General features: G+C 48.3%; 19 protein-coding genes and 7 tRNA genes. 7 read left to right on the plus strand and 19 right to left on the minus strand.

The window, feature by feature from the left end; translation table 11 throughout:
• Positions 1–73 precede the first annotated feature (73 nt).
• From rplY to ACN0TT_RS13045, 9 genes are all read right to left on the minus strand, one after another.
• A complete protein-coding gene (rplY, locus tag ACN0TT_RS13005) occupies positions 74–367 on the minus strand; it encodes a 50S ribosomal protein L25 (RefSeq protein WP_417762661.1) in 294 nt (97 codons plus the stop codon).
• A 112-nt stretch (positions 368–479) separates the two neighbouring features.
• Positions 480–1,028 carry a DUF882 domain-containing protein gene (locus tag ACN0TT_RS13010; RefSeq protein ID WP_417762589.1) on the minus strand — a complete coding sequence of 183 codons (549 nt, stop codon included), beginning with the start codon at positions 1,026–1,028 and terminating at the stop codon, positions 480–482.
• Positions 1,029–1,156: 128 nt separating this feature from the next.
• Positions 1,157–2,416 carry a L,D-transpeptidase family protein gene (locus ACN0TT_RS13015; protein ID WP_417762590.1) on the minus strand — a complete coding sequence of 420 codons (1,260 nt, stop codon included), beginning with the start codon at positions 2,414–2,416 and terminating at the stop codon, positions 1,157–1,159.
• 207 nt (positions 2,417–2,623) lie between these two features.
• Positions 2,624–2,697, minus strand: a tRNA-Cys gene (locus tag ACN0TT_RS13020).
• An 8-nt stretch (positions 2,698–2,705) separates the two neighbouring features.
• A tRNA-Gly gene (locus ACN0TT_RS13025) sits at positions 2,706–2,781 on the minus strand.
• A gap of 120 nt (positions 2,782–2,901) precedes the next feature.
• Positions 2,902–3,450 (minus strand): CDP-diacylglycerol--glycerol-3-phosphate 3-phosphatidyltransferase, encoded by a 549-nt coding sequence (gene pgsA, locus ACN0TT_RS13030; protein WP_417762591.1) that lies wholly within the window; start codon positions 3,448–3,450, stop codon positions 2,902–2,904.
• Positions 3,451–3,493: 43 nt separating this feature from the next.
• Positions 3,494–5,326, minus strand: a complete 1,833-nt coding sequence (gene uvrC / locus ACN0TT_RS13035; RefSeq protein ID WP_417762592.1) for an excinuclease ABC subunit UvrC — start codon at positions 5,324–5,326, stop codon at positions 3,494–3,496.
• A gap of 90 nt (positions 5,327–5,416) precedes the next feature.
• Positions 5,417–6,061 carry a UvrY/SirA/GacA family response regulator transcription factor gene (gene uvrY / locus ACN0TT_RS13040; RefSeq protein ID WP_417762593.1) on the minus strand — a complete coding sequence of 215 codons (645 nt, stop codon included), beginning with the start codon at positions 6,059–6,061 and terminating at the stop codon, positions 5,417–5,419.
• 246 nt (positions 6,062–6,307) lie between these two features.
• A tRNA-Ser gene (locus ACN0TT_RS13045) sits at positions 6,308–6,398 on the minus strand.
• 201 nt (positions 6,399–6,599) lie between these two features.
• Between ACN0TT_RS13045 and ACN0TT_RS13050 the strand changes: the two genes are divergently transcribed.
• Together ACN0TT_RS13050 and fabA are read left to right on the plus strand one after the other, a co-directional pair.
• On the plus strand, positions 6,600–8,189 hold the full coding sequence (locus tag ACN0TT_RS13050) for a S16 family serine protease (RefSeq protein WP_417762594.1): 1,590 nt from the start codon (positions 6,600–6,602) through the stop codon (positions 8,187–8,189).
• A gap of 73 nt (positions 8,190–8,262) precedes the next feature.
• On the plus strand, positions 8,263–8,778 hold the full coding sequence (gene fabA / locus ACN0TT_RS13055; RefSeq protein ID WP_417762595.1) for a bifunctional 3-hydroxydecanoyl-ACP dehydratase/trans-2-decenoyl-ACP isomerase: 516 nt from the start codon (positions 8,263–8,265) through the stop codon (positions 8,776–8,778).
• A 47-nt stretch (positions 8,779–8,825) separates the two neighbouring features.
• On the opposite strand, the gene rmf is transcribed toward fabA, so the two are convergent.
• The 4 genes from rmf to rlmKL form a co-directional block, all read right to left on the minus strand.
• Complete coding sequence (gene rmf, locus ACN0TT_RS13060) at positions 8,826–9,002, minus strand: ribosome modulation factor (RefSeq protein WP_417762596.1); 177 nt, start codon at positions 9,000–9,002, stop codon at positions 8,826–8,828.
• Between the two features lie 179 nt (positions 9,003–9,181).
• Positions 9,182–11,026: a DUF3466 family protein gene (locus ACN0TT_RS13065; RefSeq protein ID WP_417762597.1), complete on the minus strand. Its 1,845-nt coding sequence runs from the start codon at positions 11,024–11,026 to the stop codon at positions 9,182–9,184.
• 28 nt (positions 11,027–11,054) lie between these two features.
• On the minus strand, positions 11,055–12,971 hold the full coding sequence (locus ACN0TT_RS13070) for an ABC transporter ATP-binding protein (RefSeq protein WP_417762598.1): 1,917 nt from the start codon (positions 12,969–12,971) through the stop codon (positions 11,055–11,057).
• Between the two features lie 25 nt (positions 12,972–12,996).
• On the minus strand, positions 12,997–15,126 hold the full coding sequence (gene rlmKL, locus ACN0TT_RS13075) for a bifunctional 23S rRNA (guanine(2069)-N(7))-methyltransferase RlmK/23S rRNA (guanine(2445)-N(2))-methyltransferase RlmL (RefSeq protein WP_417762599.1): 2,130 nt from the start codon (positions 15,124–15,126) through the stop codon (positions 12,997–12,999).
• A gap of 561 nt (positions 15,127–15,687) precedes the next feature.
• Here rlmKL and ACN0TT_RS13080 point away from each other — a divergent pair.
• The 4 genes from ACN0TT_RS13080 to ACN0TT_RS13095 all read left to right on the plus strand — a co-directional run bounded on the left by ACN0TT_RS13080 (position 15,688) and on the right by ACN0TT_RS13095 (position 16,075).
• Positions 15,688–15,764 (plus strand) — tRNA-Met (locus ACN0TT_RS13080).
• A gap of 29 nt (positions 15,765–15,793) precedes the next feature.
• A tRNA-Met gene (locus ACN0TT_RS13085) sits at positions 15,794–15,870 on the plus strand.
• A 27-nt stretch (positions 15,871–15,897) separates the two neighbouring features.
• Positions 15,898–15,974, plus strand: a tRNA-Met gene (locus tag ACN0TT_RS13090).
• 24 nt (positions 15,975–15,998) lie between these two features.
• Positions 15,999–16,075 (plus strand) — tRNA-Met (locus ACN0TT_RS13095).
• Positions 16,076–16,152: 77 nt separating this feature from the next.
• On the opposite strand, the gene ACN0TT_RS13100 is transcribed toward ACN0TT_RS13095, so the two are convergent.
• Both ACN0TT_RS13100 and ACN0TT_RS13105 read right to left on the minus strand, forming a co-directional pair.
• Positions 16,153–17,856, minus strand: a complete 1,704-nt coding sequence (locus ACN0TT_RS13100; RefSeq protein ID WP_417762600.1) for a VRR-NUC domain-containing protein — start codon at positions 17,854–17,856, stop codon at positions 16,153–16,155.
• A gap of 7 nt (positions 17,857–17,863) precedes the next feature.
• Positions 17,864–18,142, minus strand: coding sequence for a peptidylprolyl isomerase (locus ACN0TT_RS13105; protein ID WP_417762601.1), 279 nt, complete (start codon positions 18,140–18,142; stop codon positions 17,864–17,866).
• Positions 18,143–18,265: 123 nt separating this feature from the next.
• Between ACN0TT_RS13105 and ACN0TT_RS13110 the strand changes: the two genes are divergently transcribed.
• Positions 18,266–18,685: a secondary thiamine-phosphate synthase enzyme YjbQ gene (locus ACN0TT_RS13110; protein WP_417762602.1), complete on the plus strand. Its 420-nt coding sequence runs from the start codon at positions 18,266–18,268 to the stop codon at positions 18,683–18,685.
• Between the two features lie 54 nt (positions 18,686–18,739).
• Here the strand turns inward: ACN0TT_RS13110 and ACN0TT_RS13115 are convergent, their stop codons facing one another.
• The 4 genes from ACN0TT_RS13115 to ACN0TT_RS13130 form a co-directional block, all read right to left on the minus strand.
• Positions 18,740–19,378, minus strand: a complete 639-nt coding sequence (locus ACN0TT_RS13115; RefSeq protein ID WP_417762603.1) for a LysE family translocator — start codon at positions 19,376–19,378, stop codon at positions 18,740–18,742.
• A gap of 53 nt (positions 19,379–19,431) precedes the next feature.
• Positions 19,432–20,289 (minus strand): AraC family ligand binding domain-containing protein, encoded by an 858-nt coding sequence (locus ACN0TT_RS13120; RefSeq protein ID WP_417762604.1) that lies wholly within the window; start codon positions 20,287–20,289, stop codon positions 19,432–19,434.
• Between the two features lie 79 nt (positions 20,290–20,368).
• Positions 20,369–21,577 (minus strand): RsmB/NOP family class I SAM-dependent RNA methyltransferase, encoded by a 1,209-nt coding sequence (locus tag ACN0TT_RS13125; RefSeq protein WP_417762605.1) that lies wholly within the window; start codon positions 21,575–21,577, stop codon positions 20,369–20,371.
• 140 nt (positions 21,578–21,717) lie between these two features.
• Positions 21,718–22,398, minus strand: coding sequence for a DUF3334 family protein (locus ACN0TT_RS13130; protein WP_417762662.1), 681 nt, complete (start codon positions 22,396–22,398; stop codon positions 21,718–21,720).
• Positions 22,399–22,544: the final 146 nt, after the last annotated feature.

A 22,544-nucleotide genomic window follows, 5' to 3' on the forward strand; every position in this document is an offset into this window, starting at 1 on the left:
GAAGGGCGAATAACGAGCCAAATCACAGACATAAAAAAAGCGCCCATTGGGCGCTTTCAATGCATAATGCTAATTAAGCGTATACAAAGTCAACGTGTTCGATGATTGGTTTGAATACGTGACGTTGCATAGCTTGTGCACGTACAGCAACTTCTTTACCGTCCAGAACGATAGTCAGAACGCTAGTGTAGAAATCATCGTTAGTTTGGATGTTGATGATATCTTTGTGATCGATAACGATTGATACAGGCTCTTTACCTGAACCAGTACCATAAATAACAGCTGGTACTTTATCTTCACGGCGCAGGCGGCGGCTCGAACCTTTCCCGATCTCAGTGCGGATAGCAGCTGGAATTGTATAAGACATAATAATACTCTCTTTTATAAGTAAATACGGGTTACCGTTTTCGACCAACAGCAACCTATGAAAATGCGCGCGGATAATAACACGATGTACCGCAGCCAACAATCACTATTCACTACCAGCGGCGTACAGGGCCACAATCAACGTGGATAAAGCCTGATTTTGGGTAGTAGCCTACGCCACCAAGGTTTAATTGCAGTGCAGCTTCACGTACATCTTTCAGCGAAAGCCCCGGAATACACAAATCTACAGCCATACCTTTCATATGGTAACTTTTCTTAGCAACACCATTACTACGGGCTGCTAACATCGCATTGGTTTTTGGCGAGCGATAACCTGAAATAACATGCACCTGCTTATCGGTGTCTAACTTCTGTTGCAGCTGGTAGATGATATCAAATACGCGCTTGTCCATTGGCGCTTCAATATTCTGGCGATGATCACGCATCAGGTTATTAAACGATGCCAGTGTGTCCCCCACGTAACCGCCCTTTTCCCAATAAATACCTTGCTGGTGCTCACCGGTATGGATGTTATAAAAACTCAAAAATCGGCTTCCTTGCGTTGAGCGACTAGCGAATGCTTGAGTAGGCACTAATGAAACTACAGCAGCGCCACCTATGCCTTTTAATAATTGGCGACGAATTGGACATGATAAAGACACCGGACAATCTACCTCTTAACGATCAAAAACCGTTCAGAAAGTAACCATGATTGCTGCCGAGGTCAAGCAAGATGATAAAAAACCGCACTTTGATGACTAAAGTTTAATGAAACACCCAAAAAGCTAACTTAGTTACTATTCGCGGATGATTGGTAGGCAAGTGTTGTTTCAGACTCCTTGTTATAGATGTCAGGCCGGAACTCGGCAATGCCCTGCTCATTGACCCATGCGGTCCAATACACAATATATACGGGGATACTTTGCCGTAACTTAAACCATTGAGTTGTTGTGTAATCATATTGCATCTGTTGCCATTTTTTGCCATCAGCGACCAGATTTTTACCTAGCCACTGCGCTAACTCGTTGGCCTTTTCTACGCGAACACAGCCTGATGACAGCGCGCGCTGATCTTTATTAAAAAGCGCTTTTTCTGGGGTGTCGTGTAGATACACATCATAGTTATTGGCGAAATGAAACTTGTAACGGCCAAGGGCATTGTGCTCTCCCGGCCGCTGCACCAACCGATAAGGAAAGCGACCGTGCGCCTGTGCTGACCAATCCACATCGGCCAACGGCACCTTCTGTCCCTGATAGTCATATACATCGTAGGATTGCTGTTCAAGATAGCTACTGTCTTGGCGAATATGAGGTAACAAATTGCGCCGTACAATATTACGCGGCACATGCCACGCGGGGTTGAGCACTACGCTAGTAATTTCACTCTGCAACAGCGGTGTTTGCCGATAAGGCAAGCCCACCACCACTTTTGAGCGCAATACCAATTGGTTGTTATCAACAAACTGCAAATCATAAGCGGGGACATTGACCAACACATATTGTGCCGGCAAGTTGTAACGTAAGGAGGTTTCTTCAACATACCCCTTAACCAACAACTTTGCGCGCTGTAATGGCGTCACATTGAGCCAGTAAAGGGTTTGAGGGCCGATCACTGCATCCACTTTTAGGCCATGACGTCGTTGAAAATGTCGTACAGCATCAGCGATGATTGGCGTGTAGTCATATGAATCGAACGGTGTTTCATTCAGGTCACCCAGTAGCGCAAGTCTGTTAGCAATAAGCGGAATATCACTGTGATTATCTCCCGGACGCAACCAACCACCAGGTGCGATAGGTAACCACGACTGCTGCTCATCTAAGCTTAAGAGCTGCGTCACTCGCGCACTCACCCGATAGAAATCATCTGTCAGCAACTGGCGACTATCAGACAGGTTCACACCATGAGAAAACCAGAATTGGCTAAGAATACGCTGTAACTCAGCCTCCGAAAGTGTTTCGGTAGCACTCCTGCGTTGTTCAGAGACTACGGGCAACGAAGATAAACCACTTTGCTGCGGTAGTAATGTCAACATCTGCAGTTGTTCGTGCAAAGCCTCCTTGGCAGCATTTGCGGGCTGTGCAAATGCCGAGCTAACAACACAACAGATACTCAACAGCAACCAAATAAACCGCATCGTTACAGCCCTATTTACTATCAACCCATAAGTCACATCAGCAACCAATTAGTTGAACGACACCATAACGATAATTATAGAGCAGTGCTGGGGGTACGTAGGATTATTGGGGAAGAGAAAAAATGGAGGCGCGACCCGGAGTCGAACCGAGATCGACGGATTTGCAATCCGCAGCATAGCCATTCTGCCATCGCGCCTAATAAATTGGAGCGACATATCGGGTTCGAACCGATGACCTATACCTTGGCAAGGTATCGCTCTACCAACTGAGCTAATGTCGCAACAAAAAGAAGGAAGGAACCGAAGTTCACGACGGGCATTCTACTGTTTTAGCCTAATGTGTCAATGCGCCAAAAGGCTATAAGTGATTGTTTGCGCACTAATTGTTCTAAAAAAACTGATTAACCCGCAATCAGATCTTTCCACGCTGCTTTGATGTAACTCATCATCGACCAGAAAGTGAGCCAAGCAGCTACGTACAATAAGCCGTAAGCCAAGTTGACCATCCAAGTATCAACTTGCCACAGCAAGCCAATGATGGCCAACATCTGCGCGGCAGTCTTATATTTGCCAATCCAGCTAACAGCCACCGCGCCGCGCTTACCAATTTCCGCCATCCATTCACGTAAAGCAGAAATCACAATTTCACGCCCCACCATAAACAGCGCTGGTAGGGTCAACCACGGACTATCAAATTGCTCAACCAGCAATACTAAAGCGGTGGTCACCATCAACTTATCAGCGACGGGATCAAGGAAAGCGCCAAAGCGAGTGGATTGGCCCAACTTACGCGCCATGTAGCCATCGAGCGCGTCGGTGATAGCCGCAAGCCAGAACACAAAAGCAGAAGCGAAGTGTGCCCACGGGTACGGCAGGTAAAACACTACAATGAAAATCGGTAATAGAAACAGCCTAAACCACGTTAAGGCCATAGGAAGATTAAACGGCATGATAGAACCAACTGATTATTCGCGGATTAATCTTGCCTCAAATTTAGTTGGCTCGCAATGTATCATGTATGGTTTGTGCCATTTCCGCACTAATTCCTGGCACTTTGCGCAATTCGTTAACGCTGGCATTCTTTACTTCCTGCAATCCACCGAGAAATTGCAGTAATGCTTTACGGCGTTTAGGTCCAACACCGGGTATTGATTCCAGGGTAGAAGTGTTACGGGTCTTTTGCCGACGATTGCGGTGACCGGTAATAGCAAACCGGTGCGACTCATCGCGAATATGCTGGATAAGGTGCAGCGCGGGTGAATCATCGGGAAGTGAGAAGCTGGCTTCACTGTCGCCAAAGATCAAGGTCTCTAAGCCCGGTTTACGGCTTTCACCTTTAGCAACCCCCACCAACATTGGCCGTTTTTCCAGCCCCACAAACTTTATGTCTACCACAGCTTGTGCCATGCGTAACTGCCCTAACCCACCATCAATAAATACAATCTCGGGGATCTTGCCCGCCGCAGTCACCTTGTCAAAGCGACGCTCTAATGCTTGCTTCATCGCCGCATAATCATCACCGGGCGTAATGCCGCTAATATTGTAACGGCGATATTCAGACTTCTGTGGGCCATCACGGTTAAAGACCACGCAGGACGCCACGGTGCTTTCCCCCATGGTGTGGCTGATATCAAAGCATTCCATGCGGGCAATACTGCCACTGAACTCCAACGCTTCTTCCAACAATAAGAAACGTTGCTCTACCGTATTTTTGTGGGTTAGCTTGGTGAGTACCGCATTGGTGGCGTTAGTTTTTGCTAAACGCAGATAACCGGCACGATCACCACGAACATTGGTACGAACGGCCACTTTCTGGCTGGTAGCTTCGAGCAGTAAGTCGGTAAGTTCGTCCAGCTCGTCGTACTCTTCACTGAGTAAAATCTCTTTTGGCACGTTCCCATGGGCGTCGCTGTTAAGGTAAAACTGCAGCATAAAGGCACGTAGCACTTCAGCCATATCGGTGGCATCTGGTACCTGCGGATAATAGCTACGGCTACCGATAATCTTACCTTCGCGAATAAACAGCAGATGGAAACAAGCGATACCCGAGGCATAGTGCACGCCAATAACGTCCATATCTCCATGCGCAGAACTCACCTGTTGTTGCTCCGCCACACGGCGCAATGCGGTAATCTGATCGCGAAATTGTGCGGCTTGTTCGAATGCTAGCGCCAGCGACGCTTGCTCCATCTGTTCGACTAAGCTGGCAATCACTTGCTGGTCTTTACCACGCAAAAACAGCTCTGCTAAGCGTACTTGTTGCTGGTAAGCCTCATCCGATATTTTGCCCACGCATGGCGCGCTACAACGCTGTAATTGATATTGTAAACACGGCCGGGAACGGGCCTTGTAGTAAAGATCATCACATTGCCGGATCGGAAATAGCTTCTGCATCAAATGCAGACTTTCACGCACGGCACCACCATTAGGATAGGGGCCAAAATACTGGCCCTTTTCTCGCTGCGGCCCGCGATGATAGGCCAATCGCGGATGCCGGTGCTGACTCAGCAAAATATAGGGGTACGACTTATCATCACGCAGTAACACGTTATATTTCGGCATATAACGTTTGATGTAGTCGTTCTCAAGGATCAGTGCTTCTGTTTCACTATGCGTTACCGTAACATCGATATTAGCGATGTGTGACACCAAGGCTTGAGTTTTAACATTGGGCAAGTTAGCGCGAAAATAAGACGATAAACGCTTTTTTAAATCCTTCGCTTTACCCACGTAGATCACCGTCTCCGCATCATCATACATGCGGTACACCCCAGGTGCGGAGGTGACATTACGTAGGAATTGTTTGGCGTTAAACGGCTGCGACATATAAAACTCTATGACTAGATATTGAGTGATAATAGAGAAAGAAAGCGCTCAAGGCGCTTTCAGGGAAGATATCAGATAATACTGTCGTTGTTACAACTGCGCGGTATCAAGCAATTTATAGCGAATGGCTAAGCGCGTCAGTTCAACGTCACCGCTGATACCTAACTTGGCAAACAAGCGATAACGGTAACTATTGACCGTTTTCGGACTCAGGCTCAACTGTTCTGAGATTTCAGTGACCTTTTGACCATTGGTGATCATCATCGAAATCTGCAATTCGCGCTCGGACAATGACTTAAATGGATTCTCATCACTTTGATTAAATTGACTCAACGCGAGAGCTTGAGCAATTTCAGGGGCCAAATAACGTTGGCCTGAAGCCACTTGGCGAATAGCTTGGATCATTTCAGGTGGCTTGGCACTCTTGGTCAAATACCCCGAAGCCCCAGCTTGCATCACCTTCGTCGGAAATGGATCTTCAGTGTGAATTGTTAGCACGATAATTTTGGCATGAGGCTGATAACGTAAAATTTTACGCGTTGCCTCCAAGCCGCCAATACCGGGCATATTCATATCCATCAATACGACATCCGCCTCATTTTGGCGGCACCATTGCACGGCGGCTTCCCCATCGTTGGCTTCACCAACGACTTTTATGCCTTTTTCGTCTTCGAGGATCCTTCGAATACCGGTTCTGACCAACTCGTGATCATCGACCAAATATACAGAAATCAACTGTCATCCACCCTGTTGTATGCGGCAAAATACACGTAGCGCCGTTATTTATGACAGGTAATTTAGCTGAATTCGCCCGATTATAAAAGCGGATTGTCCTGATAACTGAAGCAAGTGTTCAAATTACTAATGAACCTTGAATGACGCCGCAAAAACCAAGAGCCTCATAACCCTTTAACGGCAAATAATGCTGAATCGGCAAAAAGAAAAAGGCCGCTAAAAAATATTAGCGGCCTTCTCGGAATATGGCGGAGGAGCAGGGATTTGAACCCTGGATGGGCTATAAACCCATGCCGGTTTTCAAGACCGGTGCATTCAACCACTCTGCCACCCCTCCGAACGGCGCAAATAGTATAAGGAGCTTGCGAGCTTGTAAACCGTTATTTTTAAAATTTTTCGCTTTCGTCTAAAACTTAAGCGTTATTGTATGAAGTTCAAACGGCTTATCCGCATCGACGTGGAAATAATCACAATAATTGGAATAGACAACGGCGGCTTGTGGTAAAATTGCAGCACGAAATTTACTGTCATTGCGATAATGAGACCAAATCCAATTCCAACCATTAAGTTGGCGCCAACATTTCCTGCTGTCACATTTCCCGCTGTTGCGGCAACTCATCCACTGTTAGTTGGCCAAGCAAGATTACTGTCCGCTTTTGACATTCAAGCCGCGTTACCCAAACAAGGCTTGTATATTGCGGACTTTGAAAGCATTGCCCGACGACTGTTAGTGCGTACCCTCGCTGAGTATGCCGAGCAAAGCTATCAGTTTTTATACGGTCGCATCACACGAGCGCAACTGTTTGGCTCAGCGCAACAGCCCAGCCCGCTCACCGCGGCTGGATTGTTATTTATCGATATTGAGGCGCTGTTAACCCGCCCTAACCTGTGGGAAGCGTTACTAGATGCCATGCTGCATGATGGCTTTACTCAGCAAAAGCAATGGCATGAACTCAAAGCACGTATCATTCTTATTGGCCATTCAGGCTACTACAGTGAGTTGTTGCATGCGGAACGCTGCTTCCAAGCGTTATTCCCACTGTATGGCGAAGTGAATGATGAGATTGATGCCGAGCCACACCTCGGCAGTTATGTCGGTTGGTTACAAGCATTAGCGACTGAAGTTAATGCCACCATTGCACCATCGGCACTTACGCCGTTATTGCGATACTCGTGTGAGCTATCTGATCATCAACAGCGTTTGAGCTTTGCTAGCCAACCTTTTATGCAGCTATTTACCGAGGCGGCCGCCGTTGCTAAGGGAGCCGCCATTGAGGCGGAGCATATTCATCAGGCGCGCCAACAGCGCAAACAACGCCACAATGCGCAAGAACAGCTGTCAGCGCAAAATGTTGATGATGCATTTATTCATCTTCCTACCAGTGGCGAAACTATTGGCCAAATCTGCGGCCTGACGGTGATTGATTCTGGCGATTATATGTATGGCGAGCCAGCGCGAATTACCGCCTCCGTGCATTACGGCGATGGCGAAGTTGCGGATATTGAGCGTAAGTCAGAGCTAGGCGGCAATATTCACGCCAAGGGGATGATGATTCTGTCATCCTGCTTGTACCGTATTTTCGGCCGTGATGCACCGCTACACCTGAGTGCTAATATTGTATTTGAACAGTCGTATCAGGAGATCGACGGCGATAGCGCCTCGTTAGCCGAATACTGCTGTTTGATCTCGGCAATTACCGAGCAGCCGATTAATCAAGGTATCGCCATTACTGGCGCGCTTGATCAGTTTGGTAATGTACAAGCCATTGGCGGCGTGAATGAAAAGATTGAAGGTTTTTTCAATCTCTGCGCCCGCCGTGGATTGACGGGCGAGCAAGGCGTCATCATTCCTCGCTCCAACGTGCAGCAGTTAAATCTACCGCAATCGATCATCACAGCTGTTGAAGCAGGAAAATTTCATCTTTATGAAATTGCCCATGTCGACGACGCTATGGAGCTGCTGATGAATCGAGAAACCGGTAAAGCTGATGAGTCTGACAATTTCCCAGAGGATAGTCTTTACGGGCTAGTACAGCTGCGTTTAGACGGCTTAGCGGGCAATAGTGATGACGATGTCAGCACTTGGTTTACTCGTTTGCTGAGAAAGTTGAAGCTCGTCAGGTATTAGCAGCTGATCGGACTTGTTTGGCTTACACCTGTTCGCTAATCTTGGCACAACTTAATAACGTGTGGTTGTAATAATGACAAAAGCTAACAGCTTCAATAAAGAAGAACTGATTGCCTGCGGACACGGTGAAGTATTCGGTAAGAATGCCCCTAGACTGCCAGTAGACAATATGTTGATGGTAGATCGTGTGGTTGAGATTAATGAAACCGGTGGCGCTTACGGTAAAGGTGAGCTGATTGCTGAACTCGATATTAATCCTGATCTGTGGTTTTTTAATTGCCACTTCGTTGACGACCCAGTAATGCCAGGCTGCCTTGGCCTAGACGCTATGTGGCAGCTCGTTGGTTTTTATTTGGCATGGCAGGGGGCTGAAGGCAAAGGTCGCGCGCTCGGCGTGGGTGAAGTGAAGTTTACCGGTCAAGTACTGCCTACGGCTAAAAAAGTTACCTACCGTTTGAATATCAAACGTACGATCAACCGTAAACTGATTATGGGCATCGCCGATGCGACAGTTGAGGTGGATGGCCGCGAAATTTATGCGGCAACAGATTTGAAAGTGGGTGTATTTAGCGATACTTCTACGTTCTAAGATTCAGCGTACAGCTGTAAAAATGCCCTCTTCGGAGGGCAATTTTTTTATTTATTAAACATACCGTTAATTCGTCCATCTACCCCTTCTCGCCAGCCGCCTAGCCATTGAGAGCGAGAATCAAGACTCGAGTAGGGACAGTTTTCTTTTGAGCGTCCACCAACGCCTGCTTGGAACCCCTTGGAGAAAGCGCGATCCATCCGATCTCTTTTTTGTCTCTTCATGCAAGTTTCCTCAGTTCTAATGTGACACCGAAGCGCTAGGCTTCCCTTACAGAATTAGAACGTTTTGGCGCTGAGATCAATGCATTTTTGCACACAAATTAACCAAAAAAGATAACTCACTGAGTGGTGGGCAAAAAAAATCGGCAGATAATGCCGATTTTTTTACAAGCTAAAAACGATTATTTACGACGACGAAACCAAACCAGCGGCAGTGTTAACAACCACATCCAGAATGCAGCACCTTCGCGCTCGTAATTACCATCAGCAGCTGTACCATCACGGTCTTCATCCGGGATTTCACAAGCAGTACCGCTGTTAGTTGGTTTCAACACCACCATACGCGGTAGGTAGTTAGTCACAGGTTGACCTTCGCCATTCAATTCAAATGATGGATTACCATCATCATCCAGTACTAAGTTGCCCAAGTTATCAGTTTTATAAACCGGTTTACGTACAAACGCAGTACCTACGATGGTGCCATCTTCAGTGATTTTGTTTGCTTCAACCACACGAATATCTGCGCTGTAAGTCAGGTTAGCACCAGAGCTATCAGACACGGTAAACTGGTGTTTAGCCCAATTGCCATTATTGTCTTGCTCATAGCCTTTTGAGCTACAGGTCAGCAGATCATTTACGTCATCAAATTCTTGGCTATTCACGTCATACAGAAAGCCGTCGCGCGGGCCATCAAAATCAGAGTCACGTGAGGTTTCAATTGAACCCACCACTTGACCTTGGTTGTTAATATCTTTGGGATAGCTGGTCAGGTTTGAGGTACCAGTGAAGAAATCGTTGGGTACCGTTGGCAACGTGTCAGGTGAATTGATGTCATACACGAAGAACTTTTCAGTTTCGTAGCCATCCACGTATGCAATATAACTACCGACCACAATACCCGCATCGTTGATATCTACCGCTTTGGCACTAGTAACATCATCATTATCAATCACAGGGATCCAGTGATATTGATAGTTGCCATTCGCATCTTGCTGCCAAAACGCTGCGTCATAACGTAGACGGTCGCTGTTGCCGTTACGATATACGTTTGAACGCCCCACCACTACGCCGTTATCGTTAATCCCCAGACCTTGGGCTTGGAAAATACGGGTTGAACTACCTGGGTCAAGCCCCAACGGCAGTTCGGTAGCGGTTGCAGTGCCATTGGCGTAGTTCCACACAAACGCACGAGTTTGATAGGTAATATATCGCAATCCGTTACTGGCATTCGGGAATTGATAGTTCTGGATACAAACATCGATCGGTACGTCATCTGCACCAGAAATACAGCTATCAACGCGGTCATCACTAGCTGAACTCAGCGCCGTACTGGCATAACCTGTGATCACGTTATTATTGTTGATTTTAGCCGCTACCGACCAGCCACCCAAATCAACCGATACGCCATCATCATCAGTGTAAGTGGTATACGCTGGCATTAAAGGGACTTCAGCACCTGTGGCGCTATCTTTGACAAAACCGCGCATTTCGTATGCACGGTAATACCAGTTGTCGATGTCTTCACTGCTACCAGTATATGGTGTTGACTGCTCTGGCGCAGTCATGGCACCAACACGCACGCCGGCGTTGTTAATGTCATAGAAATAACTGTCTACTGAGTTATCGCTATCGGTCGTGCTACTATTTACCGTTTCAAAGCGAGGTAACCATGGAGTCTCAGCATCATTTTCCAATGAATGGAAAGTGAAGTTGTTACCTTCGATATTTTGATAGATCGAATAGGTGATACTGTCACGTGGCTCAACACCTGTATTGTTATCGATCGAGTCGTTTTGCGTTTCAACGTCAGTATCGGTTAAGTCTGATTGGCCTTTAGCAATACCAACAGCTTCACCGTTGGCGTTGATGCTCTGACCATAGCCATTTTGTGTGCCAGTGAGTGTCCCTTTGAGATCATAGTCTTCGATATTGACTATCTCATAAACAGAAGCAGCATGTGCTGACGAGACCTGTAATACACTGATCACACCCAAAGCGACCAACGACAGTGCACTATTCAACTTCATTCAATTGTTTCCCATTGTTATTGCTGAGTTATTTCATTGACTCAAGTTCTTCCCAACGCTCAAAGCAGGCTTCAAGCTGTTGTTCCTTATCCGCCAATTGTTGCAGTTTACTGGCGACGACAGTTTGGTCACCACTATAAAAATCTGGCGCGTTCATCGCTTGTTGTAAGCTCGCAATTTCTGCTTCTAACTGCTCCATCTGCTCGGGTAACGCTTCCAATTCCCGCTGCAATTTATACGACAGCTTTTTCGACTTGGCGACTGGAACTTCAGGTTTGGCAGCAGAAGTCTTCTTTTCGACAGGTTTAGTAGCAACTGGTTCCGCAGCTTCGCGATAGAATCTTGCGCCTTGGTCGACCGCATCTTGATAGCCACCCACGTATTCAGACCAATGGCCATTACCAGCAAACCACCAAGAGCTCGTTACCGTGTTATCGATAAACGCCCTGTCATGACTTACCAGAATCAACGTACCCTGAAAATCAGTGAGCAGAGACTCTAACAACTCCAAGGTCTCAATATCAAGGTCGTTAGTCGGTTCGTCGAGAATAATTAAGTTGGCAGGGCGTAAAAGCAACCGCGCGAGCAATAAGCGGTTTTTCTCACCACCACTTAATGCCTTCACTGGCGTGCGAGCTCGCGCTGGCGAAAACAGAAAATCTTGCAGGTAGCTAAGGATATGACGGTCTTTACCGTTGACGGTGACCGTACTCTTACCTTCACCTACGTTTTCTTCCACCGTTTGCTCGGGATCGAGCACCTCGCGGTACTGGTCAAAATAGGCAACATCTAACTTCGTACCGGTGCGGATTTCCCCAGATTGAGCTTCAAGTTGCCCAATCAAGAGTTTAATCAAGGTGGATTTACCACAACCGTTTGGGCCAATCAACGCGATACGATCACCACGGATCACGTTCACGTTGAAGTTTTTCACGAGGTTCATATCTGGCAGATTGTAGTTAAGGTTTTTCACCTCAAAGACCAACTTACCGCTGCGCTCTGCATCTGACACGGCCATCTGTGCTTGGCCTTGACGATTAATACGATCACGCCGTTCCATGCGTAGCGATTTCAACGCACGCACGCGACCTTCGTTACGGGTTCGCCGCGCTTTAACGCCTTGACGAATCCACGCCTCTTCTTCTGCGAGTTTTTTATCAAACTGAGCATTTTGCTCCGCTTCTACCCGCAGCCATTCCTGTTTGCCATCCAGATAGGTTTGATAATCGCCCGGCCATGAGGTCACTACCCCACGGTCCATATCCACAATACGAGTCGCAACGCGTTGAATAAAACCACGGTCGTGACTGATAAACGCGATGGCGCCGCGGAAGTTAGCAAGGAACTGTTCTAGCCACTCAATGGTATCGATGTCTAAGTGGTTCGTTGGCTCATCGAGCAGCAACAGGTCAGGCTCACTGACCAATGCACGCGCCAATGCCACTTTACGTTGCCAACCACCAGACAGCTCTGACAACTTAGTTTCTGGGTCTAAGTCCAGTAACTTACAGTTTTGCTGAATACGGGTATCAAACTGCCAACCGTTAAGCACATCAATGCGCTCTTGCAAGCTGGCCATACGCGACAATTTTTGTGTTTGCTCATCTGCAGAAAACTGCGCGATAGTGCTGGAAATTTCATGGTATTGCTCAAGCAAATCGCCAACTTCCGCTAAACCTGCGGCAATATAGGAATAGACAGTACCTGTTTCAGCTTTTGGCGGGTCTTGCTGTAAGCGACTGACTTTAACGTCAGAGGCGATGTTAAATTCGCCATCATCGAGCAGCACATCACCCGCTAAGATTTTTAATAAGCTAGATTTGCCCGCACCGTTGCGGCCAACAATACACACACGTTCGCCCGCTTCAATGGTGAAATCCGCGTGACTCAGCAGCGGAATATAGCCATACGCTAGCGACCCATTGTTGATTCGAACCAGACTCAAAATATGTTCCTTATTTTTGTCGCACCTAGGCGGTAAAAGTGATCAGCCAGGTGTTATGGATGTGCGGATTACGCTTAAAATCGAGCGGCAACATGCGGTCATCGAGGTTTTGCACCGTTAACCCTGCTGCATTGAGCGCTTGCTCATCCATTTTGAATTTACGTTTATTGTTAGAGAAGATGATCTCGCCGCCTTTATTCAGCAACTTCGCTAGCTTCACCAGCAATTGCGCATGGTCACGTTGTACATCAAACGAATCTTCCATACGCTTAGAGTTACTAAAGGTGGGCGGGTCGATAAAGATCAGGTCAAAGCTTTGCTGACATTCATCAATCCATTGCAAGCAATCACCTTGTTCAAAGCGATACTGATTGCCCATCAACCCGTTAAGCGCAAAGTTATCTTTGGCCCAATTCAAATAGGTATTTGACATATCCACTGTAGTGACCGCTTTTGCGCCACCCAAAGCAGCATGTACTGACGCTGTGCCAGTGTAGGCAAACAGGTTCAGCACGCGGCGATTTTTTGATTTTTCGCCAACAAACTTACGGATCAGGCGATGGTCGAGGAACAGCCCAGTATCCAAGTAATCGGTCAAGTTCAGCTTGAACTTCGCCCCGTACTCCAGTGTGGTCAACTCGAGTTTTTCAGTATCGAGCTTTTGATACTGATTGCGCCCTTTCTGTTTTTCACGCGTTTTAAGAATCACCCGTTCAGGAGCGATCTCTAACGCACCAGGAAGCGACAGCAGCACATCGCTTAAACGTCGACGTGTCACCGCCTCAGGAATTTTAGCTGGCGCTGCATATTCTTGAATCACCACATGACCGGGATAACGGTCAATCGCGACGTTATATTCCGGAATATCGGCATCATAAATACGGTAACTGTCGATCCCCTCTTTCGCGGCCCACTTGTCTAACGGCTTGATGTTCTTTTTGATGCGGTTTACGAACGAGGCGGCGAACTCGCTCAACTCGTGTCCATCGGTCAACGAATCTTGCTGGCGACGGGTACTGTTAGCGTGCAGCGTATAGATGTTAAAGGCACACTCTAATGGGCCGTTAAACATCTTCAGCTGTTTATCTGCTTTGAGCTTAAGCGCCGATAACAGCTCAATCTCACTACACAACAACGCCACCTTCCAACCACCAAACTGCTGTTTCAGCAATTCGCCCCATTGGAAGTACAGCTGCAATAGCGTGGAGACATTGCCCAAACGCTCGCCATACGGCGGGTTCGAGATCACATAGCCTTGTTCAAACGGGACGGCAGCAGTCAGCACGTTTGCCACGTTGAATTCAATCAGATGATCTACTCCAGCGTTAGCGGCATTGCGTTTAGCCAGTGCGACCATGCGGGAATCAATATCGCTCCCGGCAAACTTCACCTCACAGCGTTTACGGCCAAGGCTAGCACGACCACCGGCTTCATCCAGCAAACTTTGCCACAACGCCGCGTCGTGTTGCTGCCAGTGCTCAAAACCAAAACGTTCACGCATTAGGCCGGGGGCGACGTCACACGCCATCAACGCGGCTTCAATCAGAATCGTGCCACTACCGCAGAACGGATCAAAAATCGGCGTGGTTTTATCCCATTGCGCACGGGCTAACATATTAGCCGCGAGGTTTTCTTTTAATGGGGCTTCCCCCGTACCGTGACGATAGCCGCGCTGATGCAATGGAGCGCCAGAGACATTAAGTGAAATGGTCAATTGACCGTTACGGTAGTAACCATCAATACGGATATCTGCATGGCTGCGCGCCACATCGGGACGATTCATGCCAGCGTTGCGGAAGCGGTCAACCACCGCATCTTTGATTTTCAACGCACCGAACTGGGTGTTTTTGATAAAACCGCCCATACCGTGAAAGTCGATACTGAACGTGGCTCGATTATCAAACTGCGCTGGCCAATCCACTGCATAAGCTAAGTTATACAGTTGCTCAGGGGTTTCGCATGGCCCTTGATGCAAAATCGTTGTGACTCGGCTTGCCAACCGGCTCCAAAGCAGGACGCGGTATAAGATCTCTTGTGTCGCAGTGAAATAGACACCCGCAACACTCTCTTTTACATCAGTCGCCCCCAGCTCAGCTAACTCAACAGCAAGGGTATATTCAAAGCCTTTCGGCGCAGCGGCAAAACAATTCAGCATCTAACAATCATCACAAGTGGTAATAGCCGCGCATTATAACCTGCCTGCATAGTAAAAAGGGAAAACTTATCGCCCGTTAATGCAGTAAATAGCGATAAATTTGTCGAGATTATGGTCTGTTACCACGAGTTGTGGCTATGCGTCGCCAACCATTGAAGCTCGTTTTTTTGTTCAAATTGAATGCGTCTAGTGCAGAAGACATTGAGGATCCCTTTGGACAGCAGAGCTGCATATATGCCAGCGTTAGCTACTGCTGGCGCTAAAAAGACGACAAGACACATCAGCTAACTTGCCTAAATCACCCGATATCAGCCACAAAACAAGCAAGCTCGACCAACAGACAGTGGGCAATACCTAGGTTTTGCGCTCAACAAGTGCGGCACAGCCAGCAGCTGAGGTAACCCTCTATGCCACCGCTTACTCTCGAAAATGCGGTTAAACGCGTCTCATTGGTCAGTTTGTGACAACAGTTGCAGGGTATTTAGCCAGTTGAACAGAGAATTCTGGAATTTAGTTGAATTAGCCCAACAGTCACTATATAGTGCGCCCCACTTAGACGGACGCGGGATGGAGCAGTCTGGTAGCTCGTCGGGCTCATAACCCGAAGGTCGTTGGTTCAAATCCGGCTCCCGCAACCAGTTCCTCTAAGTAGTTTTATGTAATCGGACGCGGGATGGAGCAGCATGGTAGCTCGTCGGGCTCATAACCCGAAGGTCGTTGGTTCAAATCCAGCTCCCGCAACCAATTAACATAAAACAAAACTTTTTCGGACGCGGGATGGAGCAGTATGGTAGCTCGTCGGGCTCATAACCCGAAGGTCGTTGGTTCAAATCCAGCTCCCGCAACCAAAAAAGTATCAATAAATTCGCGGACGCGGGATGGAGCAGTTTGGTAGCTCGTCGGGCTCATAACCCGAAGGTCGTTGGTTCAAATCCAGCTCCCGCAACCACGCGAACAATAGCCGACTGGATGTCGGTTTTTTTGTGCCTGAAATTCACCATCGCCTCATTAGCAGGCATCTTGGCATCAGCCATATTCGACGTAATACAGATCTGCACGAAAATACCGCCCTAAGAACTGCAGCCAGTAGCCTTGATGATCACTTAAGCTATCGCCCGGCCCTTTCACTTCAATAAAACGACAAGTGCCATCGGCGGCAAACAGCACTAGATCGGGCTGACCACTACGATAATGCTTAGGATCTTGCAGTAAGCGCCGAAACACATCATGCAGAAACTGCCCAGGAAAGGCATTGAGTGCAACCTTTAGCAAAGGTTCACTCAGCAACGTCCAATTGACCCAATCATTTTGCAGTTGCTGTTTTTGTAAAAAGTGCTGCCAAATGATCTCAGTATCCCCCGCAAGTAGCTGTGCTAAACGTTGTTCGATTGCGGCGGCTCTTTGTGTGTAAAAGGAAGCCTGATACATATCTTGCGGCGCACGCTGATATGGATGGTGAAAAGCACCAGCCACGGGCGCAAAAATGATGTCCCAAAACGCCAAGCCAAACAGTCCGTTCAACAAGGCATTTTCACAGAAAAAGACTTGGTAACCTTGCGCCTCAAAGTATGCGGCAGTACGCTGCTCTACCCGCTCAGCCGCTGCGATATAGATTGGCTCAAGCACCAAAGCGTATTGTTGTCCTTGCAGCTGTTTGGCGGCAACTAAAGGTTGAGCCAAGGCGGCTAACGAACATTGTGGTAGTTGCTCGGTTACCACAGCGAAGCTGCGTTTGGCGAGGCGATGAGCAACTTGCTGTGCGGCTTCATTGGTTGCACTATGCCACAGCCAATTAAGCTGCTCGACCAATTGCGTGGCAGTCACATTTGACGGTGCCAGCTTCAATTGCTGTAACAACACGCGGCTGTAGCGTTCTACCGCAGGCCAACTTTGGCATTGCTGGTAACAATCGATAGATAGCCCCCACAACTGCAGCCGCTCCGCACTGCGACCGATGTGCGCCAGTAAGCGCTGGCGCCGCCGTTCTAATTGAGGATGGCTTTGAGGTTCAGGTAGGCGTTGATAAAAATCGGCGGGATCTAAGCTGAGCTTGTGTCGTTGCTGTTCGTCCCATTCAGTCGCGAGTAGCGCTAAGTTAAGTGCCGTTTGCAATTCGGCTGATTGATGAAAACTTTGGGTTGATGCATCGAGACGATACGGTTCAAACCGCTGTAGTCCAAGTTCGCTCACCACAAACTGGCTGAGATCTTGGCTGCGATTACCAAAGTACAGTAACTGCAACAACTGCAATAATCCTTGGCACTGCAGTTGCCACCACTGCTCTTGCAACTGTTGATTCGCCGCGGCAATCAAACCATCACCGCCATTATCTAACACAGCTTGCACCAACGCCGCCTTCGGTAGCCGTTGCAGCCCCGCATCTTTAATCGCCGGCAACGGCTTCAATTCTGGTAAAGAGACCTGTTGTAACCAGATGTCGCAAGGCGGCAATGTACCAACGACTAACTCGCCTTCACTCAGTTCAGCCAGCGTTTGTGGAATATTACTGATGTCCTGATAACGCAACTTACTCTGTCGAAACCACTCGCGTTTACGGCCAAGCAAGCGTACCAGCAGCCGCTGACCATTCTCAGACAGTGTCTGAAATCGTGCTAACTGCCGTGCTTGCTCAGGAGGAAATAAGGCGTGATAACGGCGTGTACCGGCAATCAATAACTCAAAGTTATCGAGATAATATCGGTCAGCTAATTCAGGACGCGCAGACGCCATAACAGATTTAGCTGCGATATAGCGTTTGGATCAGATGAAAACCAAAGCGGGTTTTTACCGGGCCATGCACTTCCAGTACCGCCTTTTTAAACACCACATCATCAAACGCTTTCACCATTTGGCCGGGGCCAAACTCGCCTAAATCGCCACCACGGCGTTTAGATGGGCACTGTGAGAATTTTTTCGCTAGCTGACCGAAATCCTCGCCTTTAGCAATGCGTTGCTTAAGCTTTTCTGCCTCTTCGCGGGTTTTAACCAAAATATGGCGAGCGCTTGCACGGGCCATGTTGTACCTCATTTATTATCTGTCGCTGGTGCGCATTCTAACACAAGCCGAACGGTAAACCGCTAAGTTGAGTTCGTCAGTCGAAGCCTTTTATACTGTGCCGAACAAGAATAAGGAGATGTTATGTGGCAACAACATATGCTGCAGTTACGCAGCCGACAACGTGGCTTTCATCTGATCACTGATGAAGTGGAAACGGCCTTAGCACATATGCCGTTGGTGTCAGTGGGACTGTTACACCTACAACTGCAACACACCTCTGCCTCACTGACCATTAACGAAAATGCCGACCCCACCGTTCGCCAAGATTTCGAGGCATGGTTTAATCATAATGTAAGTGAAGATACCCGCTATTTTCGCCACACCTATGAGGGGCCGGACGATATGCCCGCTCATATAAAATCGAGTCTATTAGGCACTAGCCTCATACTGCCAATTACCAATGGCCGTTTAGCGTTAGGCACTTGGCAAGGGATCTATCTAGGTGAACACCGCGACCATGGTGGTAGCCGTAAACTGTTGCTCACCTTGCAGGGAGAATAATGTACGGCAACAGCCGTGGGAAAATGCTCTATGGCGTTGAACAACGCTAGCGCATTAACCAAATACACGCATATAACCTTGCCACAATAGTAGCGCTGCAAAAATCAACAATACCGCTCCACTGCCACGCAGTATCAGCCCTTGCTGATGCTGCAAGCCATCGCGAAATCGTGGAATATTTAATGCCCAACCGAGAAAGCCAAACCACAGCAATGCCAGCGTAAAAAATAGCAAAATCAACGCGAACTTAAATCCCAATGGGCTCGCGTGTGGCAGCATTCCTGCAATCACACTAAAAAAGTACACGTACGCCTTGGGATTAAGCGCATTGGTCATAAAGCCGGTCCACCAGCCATTTTTAATGCTCACCGCCGCGGGCTCCAGTGGCGTAGTGGCAGTTATTGACGCTGCCGCGCGCCAACAACTTACGCCTAGATACGCTAACCAAGCAGCAGCTAGCCACGGCAGAATACGCATCAGCGCGGGCAGATGTTGCTGCAATAAATCGGCGGCAAAGGTCACCACGGCCGTGTGTAACATAATGGCGCTAGCCAAACCTAATGCCAGCGAAAATGCATAGCGACGGCCGCCACTGACGCTAGCACGCAGCATCAAAGCAAAATCCGGTCCCGGCGCAACCAAGGCCGCTAGGTGTACCATGGCAAAACTAAATAGCAGTGACGCCCACAACATGATTAATTGACCCCTAACGTTATTTTTACCGCAGTATTCATGAGTACTGCAGTTTATGTCTTGTAAAAAACTGCACTGCTGCGCAATTGCTGTTGATACACCGCTGGCGTTAGGTTGTAGCGGCGTTTAAATGCATGGGTAAAATGGCTCTGGTCGTAAAATCCGGCTAAGGTCGCCACTTCACTTAACCCTAGGCGCTGTTTGAGCAACTGTCGTGCATAGTCGATTCGCAGCGCTAAAAGATAAGCGTGCGGCGTCAGCCCCATAGATGCGCGGAACCGCCGTAAAAACTGATACTCACTCAAATCAAATAAAGCCGCCAGTTGCCCTAAACGATGCGGTTGGGTGATGTCGGCCAGCAGGTACTGTTTTAGCCGCTGCAATTCAGCACGCGACAGTGGCTGCAGTTTCGTTGTCGGCGTAGCTTGTTGCGCGTAGCGTTGGATTAAATGTGCGAGCACAGCGGTAATGCGGCTATCCTGCGCTAATTGCGACGCTGCCTCATCACGTTGATGACCATAATGCAACGCCAATAGCTGCTGATATAACGCCGCATCTTCGATATCCGGCCCGCGGAAAAATAGCTCACAGTGGCTTACGCCTAAACCACGGGCAAATTCAGCTAACGCTGCGCTGGGAATGCGTAACAGCTGCACGCGGTAGTGACTGTCATTAACGCCCTGCCCGTCGTGGACTTCGTCAGGATTGATCAGTGAAATGCGCTTAGGGGCAAGCAGATAATGCTGCCCTTTGTGCATGAAGCGTTGTGCGCCAATATCAACGACGCCAATGTGAATATCATCATGAACGTGACGGTCAAAACTGAACTGTTGATAATTCGCCTGCACCAGCTCAACGCCAGGCACGCTATCAAGTAAACGATGCTGAATGGTTACCGCAGGTTCCAACACGCACACAACCTAAAGATCAATAAGATCCGCAGTATAAGCACATTGTGTGCGTGATGGCTTGTAAAAAATTGCACACAAATTATTCGCTAATACGCGCTATCAATGCATAGTAAAAACCATCGAATCCTTGCTGTGATGGCCACAGCGTCTCATCTTTGAGCAGGGTAAACTGCGGTTTTTCCGCCAAGAACTTATCCACTTGCTGACGATTTTCCGATGGCATAATGGAGCAAGTCGCATAGACCATTTTGCCCCCCACTTTCAGCATGCGACTGTAGCTTGAAAGAATGTGCGCTTGCAATTCCGCCAATACAGGCAAACGTTCAGCGGTGTCACCCCACTTAGTATCTGGATGGCGTTTAAGCACGCCGAGGCCAGAACAAGGTACGTCCAACAACAGCCGATCGGCGCTCATTGCAATGCGTTTGATGGTTTTACTGGAAGCAATTAAGCGGGTTTCGATGTTGTGCGCGCCAGCTCGCTTAGCACGCTTTTTGAGGTTATCGAGTTTCCACTGTTCGACATCCATGGCCAACAAACGCCCTTTGCCCTGCATATGCGCCGCCAGCGCGAGGGTTTTGCCCCCATTTCCGGCACAGGCATCAATCACTCGCATTCCCGGCTGCACATCCAGCGCATCCGCCACCAATTGTGAGCCAGCATCTTGCTGTTCAAACCAACCGTCCTGATAACTGTCGGTACGAAATAACGCACTGCGGTCAGTGATTTCCAAGGCTGTGGCAACACCTCGCACGGTTTGCGTGGTGACGCCCTCTTTTGCTAAACGCTTGGCTAAACGCTCACGATCGGTTTTGAGCAGGTTAGCACGGACAAACCGCGTGGGTTCTTCGGCTAACGCGGCGCGCTCAGCAGGCCACTTATCAGCAAGTTGTGCGTGCCCCAATGCCTCCAACCAAGCCGGACAACCGTCAAGCAATGCACTATTGTCCTGCAAGAGATTGAGACGCTGTGTAAACGTGACTTGATCCGTCAGTGACTTGATTGTTGGCGATTTCAGCACATTGGCTTGTAAGTATGCCGCAAATAGATAATGCAGCTGCCCCGCGACAATCGGCAGATTGATATGTGCCAATGCGGCATAGAGATTGAGCTTACGCAGTACCGCGCCGACGTGGCTGGTAACGGCAGCTTGATCGATGGCCGCCAGACGTTTGCCGGCAAATACTTTGGCATAGGCACGATCGAGCGTCGCTTGCTGTACCAGCACCTGCTCCAACGCGGCAGTAATCAATTCAGTAAGTTCGGCAGAGAGGATAGCGCGCGACATAGTAATTCCTTAGCAAGAAAACGCGGGCATCATAGGCAGTTAATTTGGCGATAGCAACTGGCAGCCGTCGCAATGGCAATAAAAAAGCGACCTAATTCAGGTCGCTCAGATTAATGCTGATTCTAGCGGCGCTCGGCAGTTTAGATTCCCAACTCATCAAACAAGCTGTCATCCAATTCCTGCGCAGGCTTAGTGGCCGCCGGTGTAGTCGTATGCTGTTTGGCGCGATGTGCTGCAATCAGGGTATCTGGGTCAACGTCTTCTTCCGCTTCAAACGAGGCCAGACTAACAAATTGGGTGTTGTCCATGGCGAACTCAAGGTAGAAAATGTTGCTCTCTTGGGTGCGAAATGACACGCGACGCACCACGGGCTCATCTAAGTTAGCATCAATGGATAAGCGCAGCTCTTTGTTGATGGTCAACATTTTTGGCTGACTTTGGCTAATTGAGGTTTGAAGATCTTTGGAGACGCGCGAAATAAAGTCACCCAAGATCTGATTCATCAACTCGCCCATCACATTGCCGACTTCATCAGACGTGTGAGTAAACGCCAATTCATCTTCCGGCATTCCCATCTGCAACATATAGCGTCGATAGATTTCAATCGCTGCCGCCGCAGAGAAATTGATCACCACCAGCCCAGAAAAGCCGCCATCGAAAATCGAAAAGCAACCTAAATCAGGCCGTAGATGTGTCTGCTTAATACGCTGCACCATGCCCGCATGGCCGATGCTGCTGGACGTGGTACTGGATAATACCCGTGTCACGGAATTACACAGCTTTAACAAAATATCATCTGAGGTAAGAATATTTGACGTCATATAGTCTGGTTGATTCATAGCAAGCCGTCTTCTAATAATTGTTCGGCAACCGCAAAGTTGCAATGTTTATTGTCATCATGATGCTACTTCAAACAAAAAATTGACAACGCTAAATGACCAATCAAATGTTTGATTGCTAGAAAAAC

The organism is Shewanella sp., assembly GCF_048265805.1.
In the GTDB taxonomy this organism is placed as follows: domain Bacteria; phylum Pseudomonadota; class Gammaproteobacteria; order Enterobacterales; family Shewanellaceae; genus Shewanella.